The following is a 20,680-nucleotide window of genomic DNA, read 5'->3' as shown; positions in this document are numbered from 1 at the left end:
GTCAAGAGAGGGCGTGCTGCAGCTTGGGGCAACGTGGAGTGCAAAGCTACCATCCCCCGATGGGCCCAGGTGCCCACAAGGATGGACCATGAGCAAGCATTGGAAGACAGCGGCGGCCCTGGCCGTGGTGCTGCTGGGAGGAGGGCTGCTGTTGCACTGGGCACCCTGGCAGGCCAAGGGGCCCGGCCCCGGTTTTGTGAGCGGCAACGGCCGCATCGAGGCCACCGAGATCGCTGTGGCCACCAAGCTGGCGGGGCGTGTGCTCGATGTTTTGGTGGCCGAGGGCGATTTTGTGAAGGCGGGGCAGCCCCTGGCCCGCATGCAGATCGACGGCCTGCAGGCCCAGCGCGAAGAGGCCGTGGCCCGGCTGCAGCAGGCGCAACTGGCCATCAGCAGTGCCCAGGTGCAGGTGGCCCAGCGCGAGAGCGACTACCAGGCCGCCTTGGCCGTGGTGGCCCAGCGCGAGAGCGACCTCGACACCGCCCGCCGCCGCCTGCCGCGCTCTGAGCAGCTAGCGCGCGAAGGCTTTTTCTCCAGCCAGTTGCTCGACGATGACCGCGCCAAGGTGCGCAGCCAGCAGGCCGCTGTGACGGCTGCCAAGGCCCAGGCCAAGGCCGCGCAGGCGGGCATTGGGGCATCGCGCACGCAGGTGACCAGTGCCGAGGCGAACGTGCGCGCATTGGAGGCCACGCTGGCCCGCATCGATGTGGAGCTGGCCGACAGCGAGCTCAAGGCGCCGCGCGACGGCCGCGTGCAGTTCCGCGTGGTGCAGCCTGGCGAGGTGGTGGGCGCGGGCGCACGGGTGCTGCAGCTGGTGGACCTGAGCGATGTGTACATGACCTTCTTTTTGCCCGAGACCGTGGCAGGCCGCGTGGCACTGGGCAGCGAGGTGCGCATCGTGCTCGATGCCGCGCCGGGCTTCGTGATCCCGGCCACCGTGTCGTTCGTGGCCAGCACCGCGCAGTTCACCCCCAAGACGGTGGAGACCGCGAGCGAACGTCAGAAGCTCATGTTCCGCGTGCGGGCCCAGATCGACAAGGCGCTGCTGCTGCGCCACCAGGAGCAGGTCAAGACCGGCCTGCCCGGAGTGGCCTGGCTGCGGGTGGACCCTGCGGTGGAATGGCCCGCCAATCTCGCCGTCAAGGCCGACCAGTGAGCCTCCCCGGCAGCGTGGCACCCGTGGCCCGCCTGCGTGGCGTGGGCCAGCGCTACGGGCACACGGTGGCGCTGGATGGCATCGACCTGGAGGTGGCCGCCGGCCGCATGGTGGGCCTGATCGGGCCGGACGGCGTGGGCAAGTCCAGCCTGCTGGCGCTGGTGGCGGGTGCCCGTGCAGTGCAGCAGGGCACGGTGGAGGTGCTGGGCGGCGACATGGCCCAAAGCCGCCACCGCAGCCGGGTGTGCCCGCGCATCGCCTACATGCCGCAGGGCCTGGGCAAGAACCTGTACCCCACGCTGTCGGTGGAAGAGAACCTGCAGTTCTTTGGCCGCCTGTTCGGGCACGACGCGGCCGAGCGTCGCCGGCGCATCGATGAACTCACGCGCAGCACGGGGCTGTATCCGTTTCTGGCGCGGCCTGCGGGCAAGCTCTCGGGCGGCATGAAGCAAAAGCTGGCCCTGTGCTGCGCACTCATCCACGACCCCGACCTGCTCATCCTGGACGAGCCCACCACCGGCGTGGACCCGCTGGCGCGCGCGCAGTTCTGGGATTTGATCGGCCGCATCCGCACCGCGCGGCCGGGCATGAGCGTGATCGTGGCCACGGCCTACATGGAAGAGGCCCAGCGTTTTGAATGGCTGGTGGCCATGGACGAAGGGCGCATCCTGGCCACGGGTACGCCTGCCGAGCTGATGGCCCGCACCGGGCACGATGCGCTGGAGCAGGCCTTTGTGGCCCTGCTGCCCGAGGCCAAGCGCCGGGGCCACCGGGCGGTGCAGATTCCGCCGCTGGACCGGTCGCAGGCAGACGACGCAGCAAACGTGGCCATCGAGGCGCGCGACCTGACCATGCAGTTTGGCGACTTTGTGGCGGTGGACCATGTGAGCTTTCGCATCCAGCGCGGCGAGATTTTTGGCTTTTTGGGCAGCAATGGCTGCGGCAAGTCCACCACCATGAAGATGCTTACCGGCCTGCTGCCCGCCAGCGACGGGCAGGCCTGGCTGTTTGGCCAACCGGTGGACCCCAAGGACATAGCCACGCGGCGGCGCGTGGGCTACATGTCGCAGGCGTTTTCGCTGTACAGCGAGCTGTCGGTCGAGCAGAACCTAGTGCTGCACGCGCGGCTGTTCCACGTGCCAGAGGCCGAGGTGCCCGCGCGGGTGGAGGCCATGCTGGAGCGCTTTGACCTGCAGGCCGCCCGCAGCGCACTGCCCATGAAGCTGCCCCTGGGCATGCGCCAGCGCCTTTCGCTGGCCGTGGCCATGGTGCACCAGCCCGAGCTGCTGATCCTGGACGAGCCCACCTCGGGCGTGGACCCGATGGCGCGCGACCACTTCTGGCGCCTGATGGTGGAGCTGGCGCGGCGCGACAAGGTCACCATCTTCATCTCCACCCACTTCATGAACGAGGCCGAGCGCTGTGACCGCATCTCGCTGATGCACGCAGGGCGCGTGCTGGAAAGCGCTGCGCCGCAGGAGATCGTGGCAAAGCGCGGCGCCGCCACGCTGGAAGAAGCCTTCATCGGCTACCTGGAAGATGCTGCGGGCACGGCCCAGGCCCCTGTACCCGTGGCGGCTTCGGGCCCCGCTGCGCTATTGCCGGTGTCCGCGCCCAACACTCCCCCCTGGCCCACCCGCCTGCGCCAAAGCCTGGCCCGCATCCACAGCACCCAGTGGCGCGAGGCACTGGAGCTGCGCCGCGACCCGGTGCGCGGCGCCATGGCGTTGCTGGGCTCGCTGATCCTGATGTTCGTGATGGGCTACGGCATCAGCATGGACGTGGAGAACCTGCGCTTTGCCGTGCTGGACCGTGACCAGACCGCGCTGAGCCGCGCCTACACGCTGAACCTGGCGGGCTCGCGCTATTTCACCGAACAGCCGCCCATCACCACCTATGCTGAGCTGGACGCACGCATGCGCTCCGCCGAAATATCGCTGGCGCTGGAGATCCCGCCCGGCTTTGCGCGCGATGTGGCACGCGGCCAGCCGGTGCAGATTGGCGCGTGGGTGGACGGCGCCATGCCGCAGCGCGCCGAAACCGTCATCGGCTACGCCCAGGGCCTGCACCAGCAGTGGCTGGTGGAGCAAAGCCGCAGCCGCACGGGCGTGGTGCCCCGGGGCCTGCTGGAGGTGGAGCCGCGCTACCGCTACAACCCCGACGTGCGCAGCCTGCCGTCCATGGTGCCCGCCGTGATCCCGCTGCTGCTGCTGATGCTGCCCGCCATGCTCACGGCCCTGGCCGTGGTGCGCGAGAAGGAGCTGGGCTCCATCATCAACCTGTATGTCACGCCCACCACGCGCACTGAATTCATGCTGGGCAAACAGCTGCCGTATGTGCTGCTGGCGCTGTTTAATTTTGGCCTGATGTGCCTGGCGGCGGTGACGGTGTTTGGCGTGCCGATGACGGGAAGTTTTGCCACGTTGACATTGGCCGCCGTGGTGTTCAGCCTGTGCTCCACGGGCATGGGCCTTTTGGCCTCCACCGTCACGCGCAGCCAGATTGCGGCGATGTTCTTTGCCATGGTGGGCACCATCATTCCTGCCGTGCAGTTTGCGGGGCTCATCAACCCGGTGTCGTCCATGACGGGCTTTGCGCGCTGGGTGGGCGAGGCCTACCCGGCCAGCCACATGTTCACCATCAGCCGGGGCGTGTTCAACAAGGCGCTGGGCCTGCAGGATTTGCAGGCCGAGTTCTGGCCCATGCTGGTGGCAGTGCCGGTTATCGTTGGCGCTGCGATTGCGCTCCTCAAAAAGCAGGAGACCTGACATGGCGCTGCGTGGCCGCTGGTCCAATATTTTCCGCCTGGGCATCAAGGAGCTATGGAGCCTGTGGCGCGATCCAGCCATGTTATTCCTCATCGTCTACACCACCACGCTGGCGGTGTACTCGGCGGGCATGGCGCAGCCCGAGACGCTGTACCACGTGCCCATTGCCATCGTGGACGAGGACGATTCGGCGCTGTCCCAGCGCATCGCCACGGCGTTCTACGCGCCCCAGTTCACGCGCCCCGCCATGATCGGCATGCGCGAGGTGGACCCGGGCCTGGACGCAGGCCGCTTCACGCTGGTGCTGCACATCCCCGCGCATTTCCAGCGCGATGTGCTGGCAGGCCGGGTGCCGCAGGTGCAGCTCAACATCGACGCCACGCGCATGGGGCAGGCGTTTGCGGCCAATGGGGCGGTGCAGCAGATCGTGCAGCTGGAGGTGGCCGAGTTCGTGCAGCGCGACCGCGCCGTGGCCGCCCAGCCCATCGAGCTCACGGTGCGCTCGCGCTTCAACCCGGCGCTCAACCCCGCGTGGTTTGGCTCGCTGATGGAGCTAATCAACATCGTGACCATGCTCTCCATCATCCTCACAGGCGCCGCGCTGATCCGCGAGCGCGAGCACGGCACGGTGGAGCATTTGCTGGTGATGCCCGTCACCCCCGGCGAGATCATGCTGGCCAAGGTCTGGGCCATGGCGCTGGTGGTGCTGGTGGCTACGTGGATTTCGCTCACGGCGGTGATCCGCTGGGCGATTGGTGTGCCCATCGAGGGCTCGGTGCCGCTGTTCCTGCTGGGGGCCACGCTGCACCTGTTTGCAACCACCTCCATGGGCATCTTCATGGCCACGGTGGCGCGCAGCATGCCGCAGTTTGGGCTGCTGATGGTGCTGGTGATGATGCCGCTGCAGATGCTGTCCGGCGGCGTCACCCCGCGCGAGAGCATGCCGCTGTGGGTGCAGTACGGCATGGCCCTGGCGCCCACCACGCACTTCACCGAGCTGGCCCAGGCCATCCTCTACCGGGGCGCGGGCTGGGCGGTGGTGTGGCCGTCGCTGGTGTGGCTGCTGGGGATTGGGGCGGTGCTGTTCAGCCTGGCGCTGGCGCGGTTTCGCAGGACGATTGCGCGCATGGCGTGAACGCTTGAAATGCTATTGAATGTGTAGCTGTTTGCGCTTGATACATAAGCGTGAGAGGCTAATTTGACGTGAAATGCACTTTGTCGGGCCGGCCCGGCAGGTGCAGTTGCGCCACGGGTGCCGGGCTGCTGGCCAGCCGCTTGCCGCGCCGCCACACGCCCAGGCGCGCGGCGCGCAGGCGGATGGCTTCCACCGGATTGCGCGCGTGCAGCAGCACCAGGTCGGCATGGCAGCCGGGGGCGATACCGTAGCCCTCCAGCCCCAGCAGCTTGGCGGGATTCGCCGTCACTGCGTCAAAACACTGCCGCATCGCGGCCTGGCTGGTCATCTGCCCCACGTGCAGGCCCATGTGCGCGGCCTCCAGCATGTCGGCGCTGCCGCCGCTGTACCAGGGGTCGAGCACGCAGTCGTGGCCAAACGCCACCGTCAGGCCCGCAGCCATCAGCTCGGGCACACGGGTCATGCCCCGGCGCTTGGGGTAGGTGTCGTGGCGGCCTTGCAGCGTGATGTTGATGAGCGGGTTGGCCACCACGCCCAGGTCTGCCTCGGCCATTAGCGCCATCAGCTTGCTCACGTAGTAGTTGTCCATGCTGTGCATGGAGGTGAGGTGCGAGCCCGTCACGCGGCCCTGCAGGCCCAGGCGCTGGGTTTCGTACGCCAAGGTTTCCACGTGGCGCGAGTGTGGGTCGTCGGATTCGTCGCAGTGCATGTCCACGCGTTTGCCGCGCTCGGCGGCCACCTCGCAGAGGATCTTCACGCTCTCGGCCCCTTGGGCCATGGTGCGCTCGAAGTGCGGAATGCCGCCCACCACGTCCACACCCATGTCCAGCGAGCGTTTCAGGTTGTCGAGCCCGCCGGGTGCGCGCAGCACGCCGTCTTGCGGGAAGGCCACCAGCTGCAAATCCAGGTAGGGCGCCACGCGCTGCTTCACATCCAGCAAGGCCTGCACGGGCAGCAGGCCGGCGTGGCTGGTGTCCACATGGCTGCGAACGGCCAGCAGCCCGCGCGCCACGGCCATGTCGCAATACCGCAGGGCGCGCTCTACGATGGCATCGTGCGTGAGGGTCGGCTTGAGTTCGCCCCACAGCGCAATGCCTTCGAGCAGCGTGCCGCTCTCGTTCACGCGCGGCTGGCCGTAGCTCAGGGTCGAATCCATGTGGAAATGCGCGTCCACAAACGGCGGGCTGACCAGCAGGCCGCCCGCATCCACCGCCTCGTGCGCGGGGGCTTGCAGGCCTTCGGTCACTTCGACGATGCGGCCGTCCTGCACGGCAATCGACATGTTCTGGCGGCCGTCGGGCAGGGTGGCGTGGGTGATGAGCAGGTCAAGCATGGCGGGTGGGGTCGTTGCTGTCGGGTTTATTCAAGACAAAGGCGGGCTGCATGCCTAAGCTGTGGCTTTCGCTGGAGGCATCCAGCCATTTCAACGCATTTTTTGCAAAGGCAGTTTTCATGCAATTTGGCTACACCATTCTCTACGTCGAAGACGTTCCGAAAACCATCGCTTTCTACGAGCAGGCCTTCGGCTTTGCGCGCCGTTTTTTGCACGAGGCAGGCGATTTTGGCGAGCTGGACACGGGAGCCACTTCGCTGGCTTTTGCTTCCTTGCGGCTGATGGTGGAGCTGGGCAAGAACCCCCAGCGCGTGTCGGCCGATGCCCCCAGCTTTGAGATCGCCTTCACCACCGCCGATGTAGCCGCCGCCTTGCAGCGTGCGGTGGACGCTGGTGCTCGGCTGGTACAGGCCCCCGAGCAGATGCACTGGGGCCAGACCGTGGCCTATGTGGCGGACATCAATGGCGCGCTGGTGGAGCTGTGCACGCCCATGGGGGCGCCCGCCTGAGCGTATTGCACAGCCTTGAAACGGATTCAGGAGACAGCTGTCACTGCAGAGGCGGTGCATGATGGCCTGCCAACCGGTGCGCGCTGGCGTGCAGTGGAGGAGCGGGGGGGGGCGCAGGCGCATGGCTCAACGCCTTGGGGTGGTGCGCCAGCGCAGTGCGCCAGGCCGGTGTCCTGCGTCGATGGTGATGCCAAAGAGTGCCCCATCGTGCCCTGACTCAGCCCGCGCCGTGAAGCGGATGCCCTGCCGGGTGGCCTGGCATCGCATCTGGCTCAGCGATATCTCGGCGTGGTCGTTGTTGAGCGCCGCAATGCCCTCGGTATGCACCTCTGCCGCGCTGCCATTACTGTCGCGCCGCAGCCATTGCACATACACAAACGACTGGGCATAACGCGTGGCGTGCACGATGCGGTACGTGCCCGCGCCCTCTGCTGCGGCCATGGGCCATTGGCCGCACACCTGCACCCAGTCCACGTCCGGCGCTGCCGCAAAGGCGGCGTAAGGAATGTCGGCACCCAGCGCGTGGGCTTTGCCGCCGGTGCTGGCAATGGTGGCCAGCGTCAGCACCATGGCCCAAAAAGCTGACGCCGTCCGCCTCCGTGTGGGGCTGGGCAAGCTCATGGCTGCCAGCGCACCTGCACCGCCCAGCCCGTGGCGGCAAGCAACTGCTTGAGCACCGCCTCGGCATTTTCCTTGGCCGTGGCCAGCGTGTTGCCAGCCTGGCAGGCGCGCTCCATGTCCTGCTGGGCCCGCTGCAGGGCCGTGTCGATGGCCTGGGTGCGGTTGGCGGTGCCGGGGATCAGCGGTTCGATGCCCGTCCCCTGCACGGCATAGAAGTAAGACCCGCCCTGGTCCCGGGGGCCGTGGTGGACCCGGGCAGACAGCGTGGCGGGCATGGGCAGCCACAACACGGCCGTCCGGGCGGCGGGGTCCACGGCTTCATAGCGGGCTTGGCGCATGTCGGCGCCCACCAGGCAGTCCCCCTTGGCCACCAGCAGCACCTGAGTGCCGCCCAGGCGCAGTTCCCACTGCGTCCACGGAATGCCCTGCGTAATCTGCTGCGTAAACTCGATGACGTTGGCGTAACGCACCTTGACCGAGACCAGATGCCCCATGCCTTCGACCGCCAGCAGCGCGGGCGGTGGCACAGGCGGCGCGGGCTTGAACGCCACCCACCACATGCCGGCCGCGCCCAGGGCAGCGGCCGCCATTGCCGCAAGGAAAAGCTGAAATCGGCTCATGGCCCGTACCTGTGGGGGCTGCACACGCTGCTGCAGCTAGGCGCCGTGGCGCCGGTAGCCAGCCAACAGTGCCGCCAGCACGCCCATGCCCACGGCGCAACTGCGGTTGAGCCAGCGCAGGCCGCGCTGCGAGAGCCAGCGCACGGCTTGCCAGCCGGCGGTGGCATAGACCACCATGACCAGCGTGTCCAGGCCCACAAAAAGCGAACCCAGCACGGCGTACTGCACCGTCTGGGGCTGGGCCGGGTCCACGAACTGCGGCAGAAACGCAGCAAAGAACAGCAGCGTTTTAGGGTTGGACAGCGCCACGCCCAGGCTGCGCACAAAAGCGGCCCGGCCCACGGCCTGCTGGCCCGGCACATGGGCCAGGGCAGCTTTCACATCCACCGGCGGGCTGCGCCACAGTTGCATCGCCAGCCACAGCAAATACAACACCCCGCCGATGCGCACTGCATTGAACAATGTGGCCGATGCGTTGAGCAGCGAACCCAGCCCCACGGCCACCACCGCGATCAGGATGCCCGCGCCCAGCCCCGCACCCGCCATGCCCCAGGCCGCGCGCCGCATGCCGCCGGCCATGCCATTGGCCAGCGCCAACAGCATCGTGGGACCAGGGATCACGGCCAGCGCCAGCGAGGCGGCAGCGAACATGAGCAGCGTTTGCAGCGTAGGCATTCAGCGTTCTCCTTTGCGGTAGGGCTTCATCAGCGCCTGAGGATACGCTGCCTCGCGCGCCACCAGCACCAGCGCCAGGATGGAGAGCAGGTACGGCAGCATCAAATACACCTGGTACGGCAGCCACGCGTCGCCCGCCTGCTGCAGCCGCAACTGCAGCGCATCGAAGAACGCGAAGAGCAGGGCCCCCAGCAGCGCCTTGCCCGGCCGCCACGAGGCAAACACCACCAGCGCCACGCAGATCCAGCCGCGCCCGTTCACCATGTTGAAGAAGAACGCGTTGAACGCCGACAGCGTGAGGAACGACCCTGCGATGCCCATCAGCGCCGAGCCCGCCACGATGGCGCCCGTGCGCGTGGCCGCCACCGAGATGCCCTGGCCCTCGGCCGCCTGCGGGTTCTCGCCCACCATGCGCACGGCCAGGCCCAGCGGTGTGCGCATCAACACCCAGGCCAGCAGCGGCACCAGCAACAGGGCCAACAGCGTGAGCGGCGTCTGTGCAGACAGGATAGGAATGCCCAGCCACTCCATGGGCGCAAACGGCTCGATGGTGGGCGGCGTGTTCACCTTCGGAAAACTCACGCGGTAGCCGTAGTAGCTGAGCGCCGTGGCCAGCAGCGTGATACCGAGGCCTGACACATGCTGCGACAGCGCCAGCCCCACCGTGAGCCACGCGTGCAGCAGCCCGAACACCGCCCCGGTCAGCGCCGCCACCAGCACCCCCGTCCACAGCCCGTAGCCTGCGTACACCGCCAGCCAGCCGGTGAAGGCGCCCGCGACCATGATCCCTTCAATGCCCAGATTGAGCACGCCCGCGCGTTCGCACAGCAGCACGCCCAGCGTGCCCAGGATGAGCGGCGTGGCCACGCGCAGGGTGGCGATCCAGAAGGCGGGGTTGGCGAGGATGTCGAGCAGTTCGGTCATGCGCTCGCCTCTGAGTGATTTACTTCTGTTTTGATAGCTGCTGGCGATTTATGGATAAGCGCTAGAGGCCAATTTTGCTTGAAATTTTGGTCTGAGTGATTGTTCATGGCGGTGTCACTTCCAGCGAATGCGGTACTGCGTGAGCAAGCCAGCCACCAGCACCGCAATCAACGAGGTCGCCACGATCACATCCGCAATGTAGGTGGGCACGCCCACCGCGCGGCTCATGCTGTCGGCCCCCACCAGCACGCCCGCCACAAAGGTGCCCGCTGCGATCACGCCCAACGGGTGCAGCCCCGCCAGCATGGCAATCACGATGCCGCTGTAGCCGTAGCCCGGCGACATGTCGAGCGTCACATAGCTGGTGCGGCCCGCCACCTCGATGGCACCCGCCAGCCCCGCCAGCCCGCCCGAGAGCAGGGCCACCAGCACGACGGTGCGGGTGATGGGCACACCGGCAAACGCGGCAGCCCGCGCATTGGCACCGGCGGTGCGGATGTCAAAACCCGGCACTGTGCGTGCCAGCAGCGCCCACAGCATCACGGCCAGAGAGATGGCCCACAGCAGGCCCGTGTGCAGGCGCGTCTGGGGTACCAACTTGCCCAGTTCCATGTCGCTTTGCAGTGCCACACTCTGCGGCCAGCCCATGGAGAGCGGGTCTTTCATCGGCCCGTCGAGCAGGGCCGAGACGAGCAGCAGCATGATGAAGTTGAGCAGCAGCGTGGTGACCACCTCGTCCACCCCCAGCCGCGCCTTCATCAGTGCCGGGCCCAGCAGCAAGGCCGCCCCGGCCAGCGCTGCCGCCAGCATCATGAGCGGGAAGAGTAGGTAAGGCGACCATTCCAATCCCGTGCCGCCATGCATGCCGCCCATGGCCACGGCAGCCAGAGCACCTGCGTAAAGCTGCCCCTCCGCCCCAATATTGAACAGCCGCGCGCGGAACGCCACGGCCGCCGCCAGTCCCGTCAGGATCAGCGGCGTGGCGCGGGTCAGTGTTTCGGTCAGCGCAAACACCGAGCCAAATGCACCTTGCAGCAGCAGCGCATAGGTCTGCCCCACCGGCGCTCCGGCCCACATCACCAGCAGGCCGCTGATGAGCAGCGTGAAAACCACGGCGCCCACCGGTGCCAGCACGTAGGCTGCGGGAGAGGTGTGATTGCGTTTTTCGAGTCGCATGGTGATTTTGTTCTTGTACGTTGGGTCAGTGCATGGCGCCTGCCATCGCCAGCCCAACCGCCTCGCGCGTCCAAGTATCCGCAGGCCGCGCCTCGCTCAGCTGCCCATCGTGCATCACCGCCACGCGGTCGCCCAGGGCCAATACTTCATCGAGGTCATCCGAAATCAGCAGCACGGCCGCGCCGCCGTCGCGCGCGTTGATGAGCTGCTGCTGCACAAACATCACGGCACCGATATCCAGCCCCCAAGTGGGCTGGTGCGCGACGATGAGTTGGGGCGCAGTAGCACTGTGGCCCGCCTCATCCTCAGGCGGCAGCAGTGCCCGGCCAAGGATGAGCTTTTGCATGTTGCCGCCCGAAAGCGACCGGGCTGGCGTGTCGAGCCCGCCGCCACGCACATCAAAGGTCTCGGCCACGTGCTGCGCGTGTTGTCGGGCTGCACGGCGCTTGACCCAGAAGGCCTTGAACCATGGGTGCGCAAACCAGTGGCTGCGCAGGCGTTCCGACACGGCGTTTTCCCACACCGGCAAATCGCCCACCACGCCCACAGCGTGCCGGTCTTCAGGGATGCGGGCCACGCCCTGGTTCACCAACCACGCGGGCCGGGCTTGCAAGGGCGCGCCGCGCAGCGTGGCCTGGCCCGCAGTGGCGGCGCGCACGCCACACAGCACATCGGCCAGCGCGACCTGGCCATTGCCGCTGACGCCCGCGATGGCCACGATTTCGCCTGCGTGGAGGGTGAGCGACACGTTCTGCAACCGGTCACGGCCGGTGGGTGTGGTGCTCACGTTGTGCAGGCTGCAGACGGCAGCACCCACCACCCGGGCCGGGCGCCGCGCAGGGGCTTCGATGGCATGGCCCACCATCCACTGCGCCAGTTGCCCTTGGGTGGTGCCCTGCGCGGGCGCCTCGGCCACCAGCTTGCCCTGGCGTAGCACGGCCACGCGGTGCGACACGCGCAGCACTTCGCCCAGCTTGTGGCTGATGAAGATGATGGACAGGCCCTGCGCCACCATCTGCGCCAGGGTGTCGAACAAGGCCTCGCTCTCCTGCGGGGTGAGCACCGCAGTGGGTTCGTCGAGGATGAGGATGCGCGCGCCCCGGTACAGCGCTTTCAGGATTTCGACCCGCTGGCGTTCACCCACCGAGAGGCCGCCCACGCGGGCATCGGCATTCACGGGCAAACCAAACTGCTGCGCCACGGCCAGCAGCTTGGCCCGCGCGCTACTGCGGCGCGAGAACGGCTGCCACAGCGGCTCGGTACCCAGAAGCACGTTGTCCAGCACCGTGAGGTTGTCGGCCAGTGTGAAGTGCTGGTGCACCATGCCAATGCCCGCCGCCAGCGCTGCGCGCGGCTGGCCGGGCGGCAGGGGTTGGCCGAAGACTTCGATGTGTCCTTCGTCGGCTACATAGTGCCCGAACAGGATGGACATCAGCGTGGACTTGCCTGCACCGTTCTCGCCCAGCAGGGCCAGCACCTCGCCACGCGCCAGGGTCAAGCTGATGCCGTCGTTGGCGACCAGCTTGCCAAAGCACTTGGTGATGTTTGTGAGGCGCAGTACGGGTGCCATGTCAGTCCTCCACGGTGCCGCGCGCTAACTGCAGTTGGCTGTCGCCCCCTCTCCCCTCGCGGGAGAGGGGCGCGGCTTACGCATCAAGCACAGCGCCGGTTTCCAGCTTCCCCCTCTACCCAACCCCTTCCTCACGAGGGGGAAGGGGCTCAGGGCGCGCAGCGAACAGTGCGGTTGAAGTGAACTCACTTCCAGGCCGCCAGAAACGCCTGCAGCACCTTCGCCGAATTGGCAGCTGCCAGGCCCATGAAGGTGCCCATTTCATTCTCGCCGTCACCACCACCCGCCAGGTCACTCAGCGAGCGAAAAGCGATGTACGGCACGCCATTGCTGTGCGCCACCATGGCGGTAGCGGCGGTTTCCATGTCGAGCACGTTGGCCTCGAAGGTCTTGAACGCGTATTCGCGGAATGCCTTGTTGTCCACAAATGCCTGGCCCGACACGCCGCTGCCGCCCACCACGAGTTGCGGGCGTTGCTTCAGGCAGGTGCTCGCCAGGCAATGCTCCAGGCCTACGTTCTGAAGGCTGCGTGCGGTGGCCAGCATCTTCGGGTCGGCTTCAAACCAGAACTGTTTGGTGATGCCGGGCTTGGCTGCCGACCGCACTTCGACGGGGCGCGGGTGCATCATGCCGAAGGCGGGCATCGTCAGCTCGCTTTTCATCCACGCTGGGGCGCTGTACTGCCCGGGCTTGTCTTCACGCGCCATCAGCCATTCCATGTACTGGCCCCACTGCGCGGGCACGGTCACGTCGCCAATGTGCAGGCTGGGGTTCACGCCACCGGCGATGCCGGAAAAGACAATGTGGCTCACATGGAAGCGGTCCAGCACCAGCTGCGTGTTCATGGCCGCGTTGGTCATGCTGATGCCCGAGAGGAACACGACCACGGGCTTGCCTTCGAGCGTGCCGGTGGTGAACTCCACGCCGTTGACGCTGTGCTTGGCGGGTTGTTGCACCTTGGGCAGCAGCACCGTCAGTTCGGGCGCAAAGGCCGAGATGACGGCGATGCGCGGTGTGTCATCCAGCCGAACGGCTGTTTTGCCAGGCGAGGTGGCGGCACAGCCCGCGACCACTGCGGCCAGGGCCAGGGCGCCCAGCAGGCGGGTGCACCGGGTTGTCAGAGACGGCTTGGTGGTACGGGGCGTGTGCATGGTGTGGTGCCTTGTGGGTCAGAGACAGAAGGGTGTGAGGAGATACAAGCAAACAGGCCACCGCGTTGCAGGGGTGGCCTTTAGAACAGGTTCTTAGACACGAAGCGGGCAGTGCGCCCGCGATGGAGGTGTGTCTACTTGGCCGTGGACTTGGGCTGGCTGTCATCCACCTTCACGGTGAACTTGCCCGCCAGGATGTCAGATTCCTTGGCCTTGACCTTGGCGACGATGTCGGCGGGGATTTTCTTCTCGAACGTGCCCAGTGGGGCGAGTTCCGAGCCCTTGTGCTTCATCATCGAATACGGGCCGTAGTCCTCGGGGGTGAACTTGCCTTCCTTGACCAGCTTGAGCGCACGGTCGATGCTGGGCTCCATATGCCACAGGGCCGAGGCGATGACGGTGTCGGGGTACTTGTCCTGCGTGTTGATCACGTTGCCAATGGCGAGTTTGCCTTTTTCCTTGGCCGCGTCGCTCACGCCAAAACGCTCGGCATAGAGCACATCGGCGCCCTTGTCGATCATGGCAAAGGTGGCTTCCTTGGCCTTGGGTGGGTCAAACCAGCTGTTGATGAAGGTGATGGTGAACTCGACCTTGGGGTTGGTCTCTTTGGCGCCCGCCATGAAGGCGTGCATCAGGCGGTTGACTTCGGGGATGGGGAAGCCGCCCACCATGCCGATCTTGTTCGACTTGGTCATGCCGCCCGCGATCATGCCGCTGAGGTAAGCAGGCTCCTGGATGTAGTTGTCGAACACGCTGAAGTTGGGTGCCTGCGGCTTGCCCGAGGAGCCGAGCAGGAACGATGTCTTGGGGAAGTCCTTGGCCACCTTGCGGGCGGCGGCTTCCACCGCAAAGGCTTCGCCCACGATGAGCTGGTTGCCGCCCGTGGCGTACTCGCGCATCACGCGTTCGTAGTCGGCGTTGCTGACGTTTTCACTGGCCTTGTATTCGATCTCGCCGCGTGCTTCGGCCGCCTTGAGCGCCTTGTGGATGCGGCTGACCCATTGCTGTTCAAAAGGCACCGTGTAGATCGCCGCAACCTTGATCTTGGACTGCGCTGTGGCCAAAGAGGGTGCCATCGCCATGGCGGCAGACAAGGCCATGGAGGTGCAGAGCAGGCGTCCGGTGAAGATACGGCGAGTGGTCATGGTGGGGGTCCTTCAGGCAATCGAATGAGGAGGAGAGGTCCGGTCCTCATGCAATTTGTGCGCCAGTCGTGCGCAGCGCCAGGGGAGCGGGCCGCAGACAAGTCTGCCAGAGGAAAGCCACCAAGTGGTAAAAAAATCGCGGCGCTGCGGTTGTCTCCATCAAAAAAAAGCCACCGCAGCGCCCAAAGGCGCGATGGTGGCTGGGGCATGCAACAGTGCCATGCGCTTATTTGGTGCCAAAAATCCGGTCCCCCGCATCCCCCAGGCCCGGCAGGATATAGCCGTGGTCGTTGAGCTCGCGGTCGATGGCGGCGGTGAAGATCGGTACGTCGGGGTGGGCCTTTTGCAGCGTGGCAATGCCCTCGGGCGCGGCGAGCAGGCAGACGAACTTGATGGAGCGGGGGTTGAGCTTCTTCAAGCGGTCCACGCAGGCGGCGGCCGAGTTGCCGGTGGCCAGCATGGGGTCTACCACGATGATGTCGCGCTCGTCCATTTCGGACGGCATCTTGAAGTAGTACTCCACGGGCTGCAGCGTGGCCGGGTCGCGGTACAGGCCGATGTGGCCGACGCGGGCGCCTGGCACCACGTTGAGCATGCCGTCCAGAAAGCCGTTGCCCGCGCGCAGGATGGAGACCAGCACCAGCTTCTTGCCGTCGATGACCTTGCCGGTCATGGTCTCCAGCGGGGTTTCGATCTCGAAGTCCTGCAGCGGCATGTCGCGCGTCACTTCGTAAGCCATCAGGGTCGAGAGCTCGCCCAGCAGGCGGCGAAAGCTGTTGGTGCTGGCGTCCTTTCGGCGCATCAGCGTGAGCTTGTGCTGCACGAGGGGGTGGGTGATGACGGTGACATTGCTTTGGGGTGCGGAGCTCATGGCGCGGCCTCTGGTCTACGGGATGAATGAAGGGTGTTGGCCGTATTTTGACCTCCCTTCTTCCCCGGTCCGTAGAAACTGGCCTTGAGGCCCTGGGGAGCTGTGGAGCTGGCTGTGCCAGGCCACCGGAGTCGCCCCCTTGAGAGGAGGGGGCCGCAGGGGGCCTCGGAAAGTATTCCAGGGCCCGTTTCCCTGTCTATTCCTGTGCGAAGGGAGCCCCGACCGTGCCACTTGCTGTTGCACTCCCATGGCCACGTGGTGGGCCGGGCGGCGTTACTGGCGCGGCGCTCTCGGTGCATGGTGCTTGCGCGCACCCTCGCGGATGTCGAGGGTGTGCGTTATGGGGCGTGCGTTACGAGTAATGCAGCGTCATGGGGCGCACTGGGCCCACCAGCAGGCAATGTTTTCGCGGTAGGGCTGAACGGCAACCCATTTTGGGTTGCTGGCTGCGTTGTCAAACGCAGCTTCGCGCAGGCCCCATGCGCCGTCGGAGCCGGGCTTGTAGACGTTGTTGAAGTAGGTGAAGACCTGCCCTGGGGCGGTGCCGTTGGCATTGGTCCACACGCCCATCAGATCGCGGTACACATCGCCCATGCGTGCGTCGCGGTTGGCGTTGGTAAACAGCTGAGTGACGGCTGCGTTGGCCGTGGTGACCACGGCAAGGTGTTGCCCCCCTTCGTAGGCGAACAGGGGTTTTTTGAAATTCTTGTCGGAGACGATAGCCTTTTGTCCGTTGATCCAGCTGGTCACCTGGTCGATGGCGCCATGCGGGATTTCGGGGGACTTGAGCGGGGTGTCGGCAATGGAGTTGCCATTTGCGTCTTTGGCGCGCAGTTCCTTGAAGAGGGTGCTGAGTCCGCCGTCGGATTCATGCGTCCATGTCTCCACGGCCGCAATGTGCTCACCGTCGCCCAGATAGCCGCCCACATAGGGGGCCACGGCCACAGCGTCGATGGCGCTGGCACAGCCGCCTGCAATGTGCCCGTGTTTCACGGCCAGGGGGCAGCGCAGCAGGGGCAGGTCGGGGTCTATCACGGAGATCTGCTGATTGACCACGCATTGCACGCGGGACGACTGCGCACCAAACTCCTGCTTGATGATCTGGCACAGCTGGCTGGAGCGCAGTGCGTAGTAGTTGATGACGCGGTCGTGCACGCTGCCTTCACCGTTGAATTTTTCACTGCCCTGACCCGCGAGCCACTGGTAGTTTTGCGAGAAGCCGTAGCCGTTGTTCCACGGTTCATTGCCGTATTCCACGATGAATTTGGCGGCCGGGTTGAGGCTCTGCTTCACGAGCTGGGCGAGGCTCCGCGCATAGTCGTCGCTGGCGTGGAAGGGGATGTTGAGCCAGGCATCGGCTTGCAGGGTATTGGCCAGGTTCACGGCCATGCCCACAGGAACGCCGTAGTCCGTGTTCCAGGTGTAGTGGGCTTTGAGTGGCCGCGTTTCCCATGTCGCAAGGGGGGAGCTGTTGGTCTTGAACCAATCCATGAAACGCAAGGCACGGTAGCCGCTGAGGTCGCCCAGGAAATTGGGAAACCATATTTGGGTCTGCGACAGCTCCACCAGTGACTTGTAGCTTGTGCCCACGCAGGCACTGCTGTCCGCAACCCATTTGAATCGGTTGTTTCCACAGATTCCTCCTGGTGCGAGGATGCGGATATTGCGCAGATGGTTGCCGGGGGTGACCTTGGAGATGTTGATGAACAGGTTTTCACTCAGCCCGGCGTCGTCCAGCATGTTGAAGGTGGCGTGGCCTGGTTCCACCTTCTTGAAGTCTCTGGCCGAAGCACCTGCAATGTAGAAGTCGCCCTCTCCTTCGTAGTAGACATGATAGATACCTGTCAGGCGGGACTTGGCGCTTTTGTTGTCCAGGATGGCGGAGCTGACACTGGCGTAGCCCGCCTCGTCGGGGTTGGCTGGCAGGCTTTGTACCCAGCCGTTGGCATCCAGGTCAAGGCGCTCATAGGGAGCAGAGCCCCATGCGCCGGTCTTGCTGGTAGGGCTCCACTTTTGCATGCGCTTGGCCAGGTCGATGGTGGGCATGTCGCTGCTGTCGGAGGTGAATGCCACCAGATTGATGGCTGCGCCACCAGCGTGGCGTGTTCGCACCAGGGACGTATCCAGCGGGGCAAGGCCGTTGCCATCGTCTTCGCCAATGGTGCTGGCGTGGATGGTGTTGGTGGTGGACTGCGTGGTGCTGGTACTGGCGGAGCCACCGCCGCAGCCTTGCAGCAGACTCGCGAGAAGGATGCCCCACAGGGCGTGATGGGTGAGTTTCATGGAATGAATGGGTTCATTGAATGATGGATAGGTGAGGGGGTGTGTGGCTTGGTGTCGTCGTGGTGGCTGGTCTCCTCCCTGGCTTGCATTTGTATTTTTCTTGGTGGGGACGCGGCTTAAGGTGCTCGGTGGCGATCAAAAAAGCGCACGTAACCTTCGTAGGCGAGGTCGGGACGGTCGTGGTAGCGAGAGTCAGCGTCGTAACTGCAGGCCTTGGCCTGGGCTTGCGTGTAGGCCTTGCATAGCGCAGGGCCAAAGTCGGGGTAGTGCAGCGCGTCTTGCTGCTGCATCTCAGCCAGGGTGAGCTGCTGGCCTACCACGGGGCTGTCATAGCGCAGATGCACAGCCGGGGCATTGCGGGTGACGTCGCGCACGGCGCTGCCATAGCGGTCGGCGTTGGGGTTCTTGCGGTTGAACGCGCGCAGAAAGTCGTCCCGTGCGGGTTCGACGAGAAACCACTGCGCGAAGTCGTTGCCGTCGTAACTCGTTTGCGCGTTGACCCCAAACACTGCGCGCACGCGGGGGGAGGTGAGGTGCGGTTGCAAGGCCGTCCATACACCGAGCGTGCCGCGTGACTGGCCCACCAGAAAGATGTTGCGTGGGTCGACTTGCAGCGCCGATGCATGAGCCACGAGGTAGTTCAAGGCCTGGGCAATATCGGTGTGGGGGACAGGGCTGTTGGGCTGCGTGGGTGCGTTGACTACGGGATGGCGGAATTCCAAGGACGCAAATGCGTAGCCCCCGAGCAGCGCTGGTTTTAGCAGCGTGTCCCGCAGGGTGGCATCAAGTGCCTTTGTGCGGCCGTTGGGGTGGGCCCACACGATGAGCGGCGCGGTTGTCGCTGAGGCCGAGCCGGTTGCGGGGTAGAAATCCAGGTTTTGCTGCAGCGCTGCACCGTCCAGGGTGGGCTCGTTCCAACCCGCATTTCCCCAGCACAGGGTGTCATGGTCTTTGTCGGGGCTGAGCGTGCGTGTTGCTGGGGCGGTGGGGGTGCACCCTGGGGGGGCTTCTGTCTGCGCTTGCTCATGAGCGAGGGGGGCGGCCGCGGTGGCAAAGCTGCCGTCATTGTCAGCGCCACCGCACGCGGCCAGGCCGAGTGCGAGGGTGGTGGTGATCAGGCGGCACAGTGTGGTTGCACGCAGGTCGCGGGCGGTTGGTGGGGGCATGGCGGACTCCGTGGTGACTCGGTGGGTCGCGCCATTTCACGTAGGGAGCCGTTGAAGGAGTGTTGCCACTCGGTAACGCTGTGGCTAAAGATTGTGTCTAACTGTTGTACGCGCAGGTCGTCTCGCTGAAGTTTTCCCTGTGTTGCTGCAGCATCAATTCGCGTGCCTCCCCGGGAAAAACGGCTCGCATGGCCTTTTTTGGGGGGCGAGAGGCCGGGATAGGTTGACTGGGCCGCCTGTCAGGAAAGGAAGGCCTGCACTGGAGGACGGCACTGCATGCTCCTTTGGAAGGTGACGATGTGGGGATAACCCAACAAATCGACCCTGGAGAAAGCTGAGACATACAAGAGCCATCGCCTAGCCCCTTGGATGGCAAAGCAGCAGGCAAAAACAGCAGGGTCAGGTCCTAATCTGCCAGAAACCGCGCATAGCGCGCCAGATCGACATTGCCCCCGCTGATGAGGATGCCCACGCGTTCGCCGTGCAGCAACTTGCCGCCGTTGTCCGCGCCCGAGAAGGCTTGCGCGCCTGCATAGGCCAGGGCGCCGGTGGGTTCCACCACGATCTTCATGCGCTCGGCAAAGAAGCGCAGGGATTGCATCAGCTGTTCGTCGCTCACGCTGATGATGTCTTCGGCATGGTCGCGGATGATGGGAAAGGTGAGTTCGCCCAGGGCCTGTGTTTGCGCGCCGTCGGCGATGGTGTGGGGTGTGGGGATGCGGACGATGTGCCCGGCGCGCAGCGACTGCTGGGCGTCGTTGCCGGTTTCGGGCTCGACGCCCACCACGCGGCACTGGGGCGCCAGGGCCTGCGCGGCCAGCAGGCTTCCGGCCAGCAGGCCGCCGCCGCCCACGCAGACGAACAGGTAGTCCAGGTCGGGCACTTCTTCAAACAGTTCCTTGGCAGCGGTGCCTTGGCCTGCAACGACGTGCGGGTGGTCGAACGGCGGTACCAGCGTCATGCCGCGCTCCAGCGCCAGGTGGCGGCTGATGGCTTCGCGGTCTTCGGTGTAGCGGTCGTAGGTGACGACCTGGGCACCATAGGCCCGCGTGGCCGCCATCTTGGAGGCGGGCGCGTCTGCGGGCATGACGATGACGGCGGGCATGTCCAGCATCCGGGCGGACAGTGCAATGGCCTGTGCATGGTTGCCGGCCGAGAAGGCCAGCACGCCGCGCTCGCGCTGTTCGTCGGTGAATTGGGCCAGGGTGTTGAAGGCGCCGCGAAACTTGAAGGCGCCAGTGCGCTGCAGGTTCTCGCATTTGAAGAACAGTTGCGCGCCGAGCAGTTCGTCGGCGGTGGTGGAGCGCAGCACCGGCGTGTGGTGCGCCATGCCCTTGAGCCGGTGCGCGGCGGCGGCCACGTCGTCGTAGGTAGGCGGGGTCACACTGGGCAGCGTCATGGCGGCATCCTCCATCAGGGCGAAAGCGGGGCGGCGATGGCCCACCCCTGGGCGGCTACATGATAGCCCGTCAGCATGGAGTTTTAAGTAAAAATGGCCGCCAGCGCTTGTCCTGAAAGCGTGGGTAGCTATGAATTTTGATAGTTTGGCACGCGCGCATCAGCGCAGGTGCCCTGCC

At 65.6% G+C, this 20,680-nt stretch carries 18 protein-coding genes; 4 read left to right on the top strand and 14 right to left on the bottom strand.

Translation table 11 applies throughout. The annotated features are described in order from the left end of the window. The first annotated feature begins 88 nt into the window (after positions 1-88). Genes ASE52_RS06720 through ASE52_RS06710 form a run of 3 tightly spaced genes read left to right on the top strand, consistent with a single transcriptional unit; the run spans position 89 to position 5,059 of the window. Positions 89-1,156, top strand: a complete 1,068-nt coding sequence (locus ASE52_RS06720; protein WP_010458709.1) for an HlyD family efflux transporter periplasmic adaptor subunit — start codon at positions 89-91, stop codon at positions 1,154-1,156. Then, the gene (gene rbbA, locus ASE52_RS06715; RefSeq protein ID WP_241776932.1) at positions 1,153-3,924 is read left to right on the top strand and encodes a ribosome-associated ATPase/putative transporter RbbA; all 2,772 of its coding nucleotides are present in this window, start codon (positions 1,153-1,155) and stop codon (positions 3,922-3,924) included. Before ASE52_RS06720 ends, rbbA begins: the two co-directional genes overlap by 4 nt. Before the next feature lies 1 nt (position 3,925). Next, positions 3,926-5,059, top strand: a complete 1,134-nt coding sequence (locus ASE52_RS06710) for an ABC transporter permease (RefSeq protein ID WP_010458712.1) — start codon at positions 3,926-3,928, stop codon at positions 5,057-5,059. Between the two features lie 58 nt (positions 5,060-5,117). On the opposite strand, the gene ASE52_RS06705 is transcribed toward ASE52_RS06710, so the two are convergent. Next, complete coding sequence (locus tag ASE52_RS06705) at positions 5,118-6,392, bottom strand: amidohydrolase family protein (protein WP_057224694.1); 1,275 nt, start codon at positions 6,390-6,392, stop codon at positions 5,118-5,120. After that, on the bottom strand, positions 6,385-6,513 hold the full coding sequence (locus ASE52_RS26420; RefSeq protein ID WP_255509300.1) for a hypothetical protein: 129 nt from the start codon (positions 6,511-6,513) through the stop codon (positions 6,385-6,387). The genes ASE52_RS06705 and ASE52_RS26420 overlap by 8 nt, the downstream gene beginning before the upstream one ends. Here ASE52_RS26420 and ASE52_RS06700 point away from each other — a divergent pair. Beyond that, the gene (locus ASE52_RS06700; protein ID WP_057225280.1) at positions 6,512-6,901 is read left to right on the top strand and encodes a VOC family protein; all 390 of its coding nucleotides are present in this window, start codon (positions 6,512-6,514) and stop codon (positions 6,899-6,901) included. The two genes, ASE52_RS26420 and ASE52_RS06700, sit on opposite strands and share 2 nt — an antisense overlap. A 126-nt stretch (positions 6,902-7,027) precedes the next feature. Here the strand turns inward: ASE52_RS06700 and ASE52_RS06695 are convergent, their stop codons facing one another. The 12 genes from ASE52_RS06695 to ASE52_RS06640 all read right to left on the bottom strand — a co-directional run bounded on the left by ASE52_RS06695 (position 7,028) and on the right by ASE52_RS06640 (position 20,502). Then, entirely contained in the window at positions 7,028-7,471 is a 444-nt protein-coding gene (locus ASE52_RS06695) for a hypothetical protein (protein WP_057224693.1), read from the bottom strand. Positions 7,472-7,518: 47 nt separating this feature from the next. Next, the gene (locus ASE52_RS06690; RefSeq protein ID WP_057224689.1) at positions 7,519-8,142 is read right to left on the bottom strand and encodes a DUF4230 domain-containing protein; all 624 of its coding nucleotides are present in this window, start codon (positions 8,140-8,142) and stop codon (positions 7,519-7,521) included. A gap of 36 nt (positions 8,143-8,178) precedes the next feature. Next, a complete protein-coding gene (locus ASE52_RS06685) occupies positions 8,179-8,817 on the bottom strand; it encodes a LysE family translocator (RefSeq protein ID WP_057224684.1) in 639 nt (212 codons plus the stop codon). Continuing rightward, positions 8,818-9,741: an ABC transporter permease gene (locus ASE52_RS06680; RefSeq protein ID WP_057224683.1), complete on the bottom strand. Its 924-nt coding sequence runs from the start codon at positions 9,739-9,741 to the stop codon at positions 8,818-8,820. It abuts the gene before it with no gap. 114 nt (positions 9,742-9,855) lie between these two features. Continuing rightward, the gene (locus tag ASE52_RS06675) at positions 9,856-10,917 is read right to left on the bottom strand and encodes an ABC transporter permease (protein ID WP_057224682.1); all 1,062 of its coding nucleotides are present in this window, start codon (positions 10,915-10,917) and stop codon (positions 9,856-9,858) included. Between the two features lie 25 nt (positions 10,918-10,942). Then, complete coding sequence (locus tag ASE52_RS06670; RefSeq protein WP_057224681.1) at positions 10,943-12,487, bottom strand: ABC transporter ATP-binding protein; 1,545 nt, start codon at positions 12,485-12,487, stop codon at positions 10,943-10,945. Positions 12,488-12,672: 185 nt separating this feature from the next. Then, positions 12,673-13,638, bottom strand: a complete 966-nt coding sequence (locus ASE52_RS06665; RefSeq protein ID WP_140426149.1) for a 5'-methylthioadenosine/S-adenosylhomocysteine nucleosidase — start codon at positions 13,636-13,638, stop codon at positions 12,673-12,675. Between the two features lie 134 nt (positions 13,639-13,772). Beyond that, complete coding sequence (locus ASE52_RS06660; protein ID WP_057224680.1) at positions 13,773-14,783, bottom strand: BMP family protein; 1,011 nt, start codon at positions 14,781-14,783, stop codon at positions 13,773-13,775. A 226-nt stretch (positions 14,784-15,009) separates the two neighbouring features. Next, positions 15,010-15,654, bottom strand: coding sequence for a uracil phosphoribosyltransferase (gene upp / locus ASE52_RS06655; protein WP_057224679.1), 645 nt, complete (start codon positions 15,652-15,654; stop codon positions 15,010-15,012). A 369-nt stretch (positions 15,655-16,023) separates the two neighbouring features. Next, on the bottom strand, positions 16,024-17,937 hold the full coding sequence (locus ASE52_RS06650) for a hypothetical protein (RefSeq protein ID WP_057224677.1): 1,914 nt from the start codon (positions 17,935-17,937) through the stop codon (positions 16,024-16,026). Positions 17,938-18,053: 116 nt separating this feature from the next. Further along, the gene (locus tag ASE52_RS06645; protein ID WP_057224675.1) at positions 18,054-19,103 is read right to left on the bottom strand and encodes a hypothetical protein; all 1,050 of its coding nucleotides are present in this window, start codon (positions 19,101-19,103) and stop codon (positions 18,054-18,056) included. Positions 19,104-19,509: 406 nt separating this feature from the next. Continuing rightward, positions 19,510-20,502 carry a threo-3-hydroxy-L-aspartate ammonia-lyase gene (locus tag ASE52_RS06640; RefSeq protein ID WP_057225279.1) on the bottom strand — a complete coding sequence of 331 codons (993 nt, stop codon included), beginning with the start codon at positions 20,500-20,502 and terminating at the stop codon, positions 19,510-19,512. Positions 20,503-20,680: the final 178 nt, after the last annotated feature.

This window comes from Acidovorax sp. Root275, assembly GCF_001428965.1.
Taxonomy (GTDB): Bacteria; Pseudomonadota; Gammaproteobacteria; order Burkholderiales; family Burkholderiaceae_C; genus Acidovorax; species Acidovorax radicis.
The sequence above is the reverse complement of the archived record's forward strand: the minus strand, read 5'-3'. Positions and strand labels throughout refer to the sequence as shown.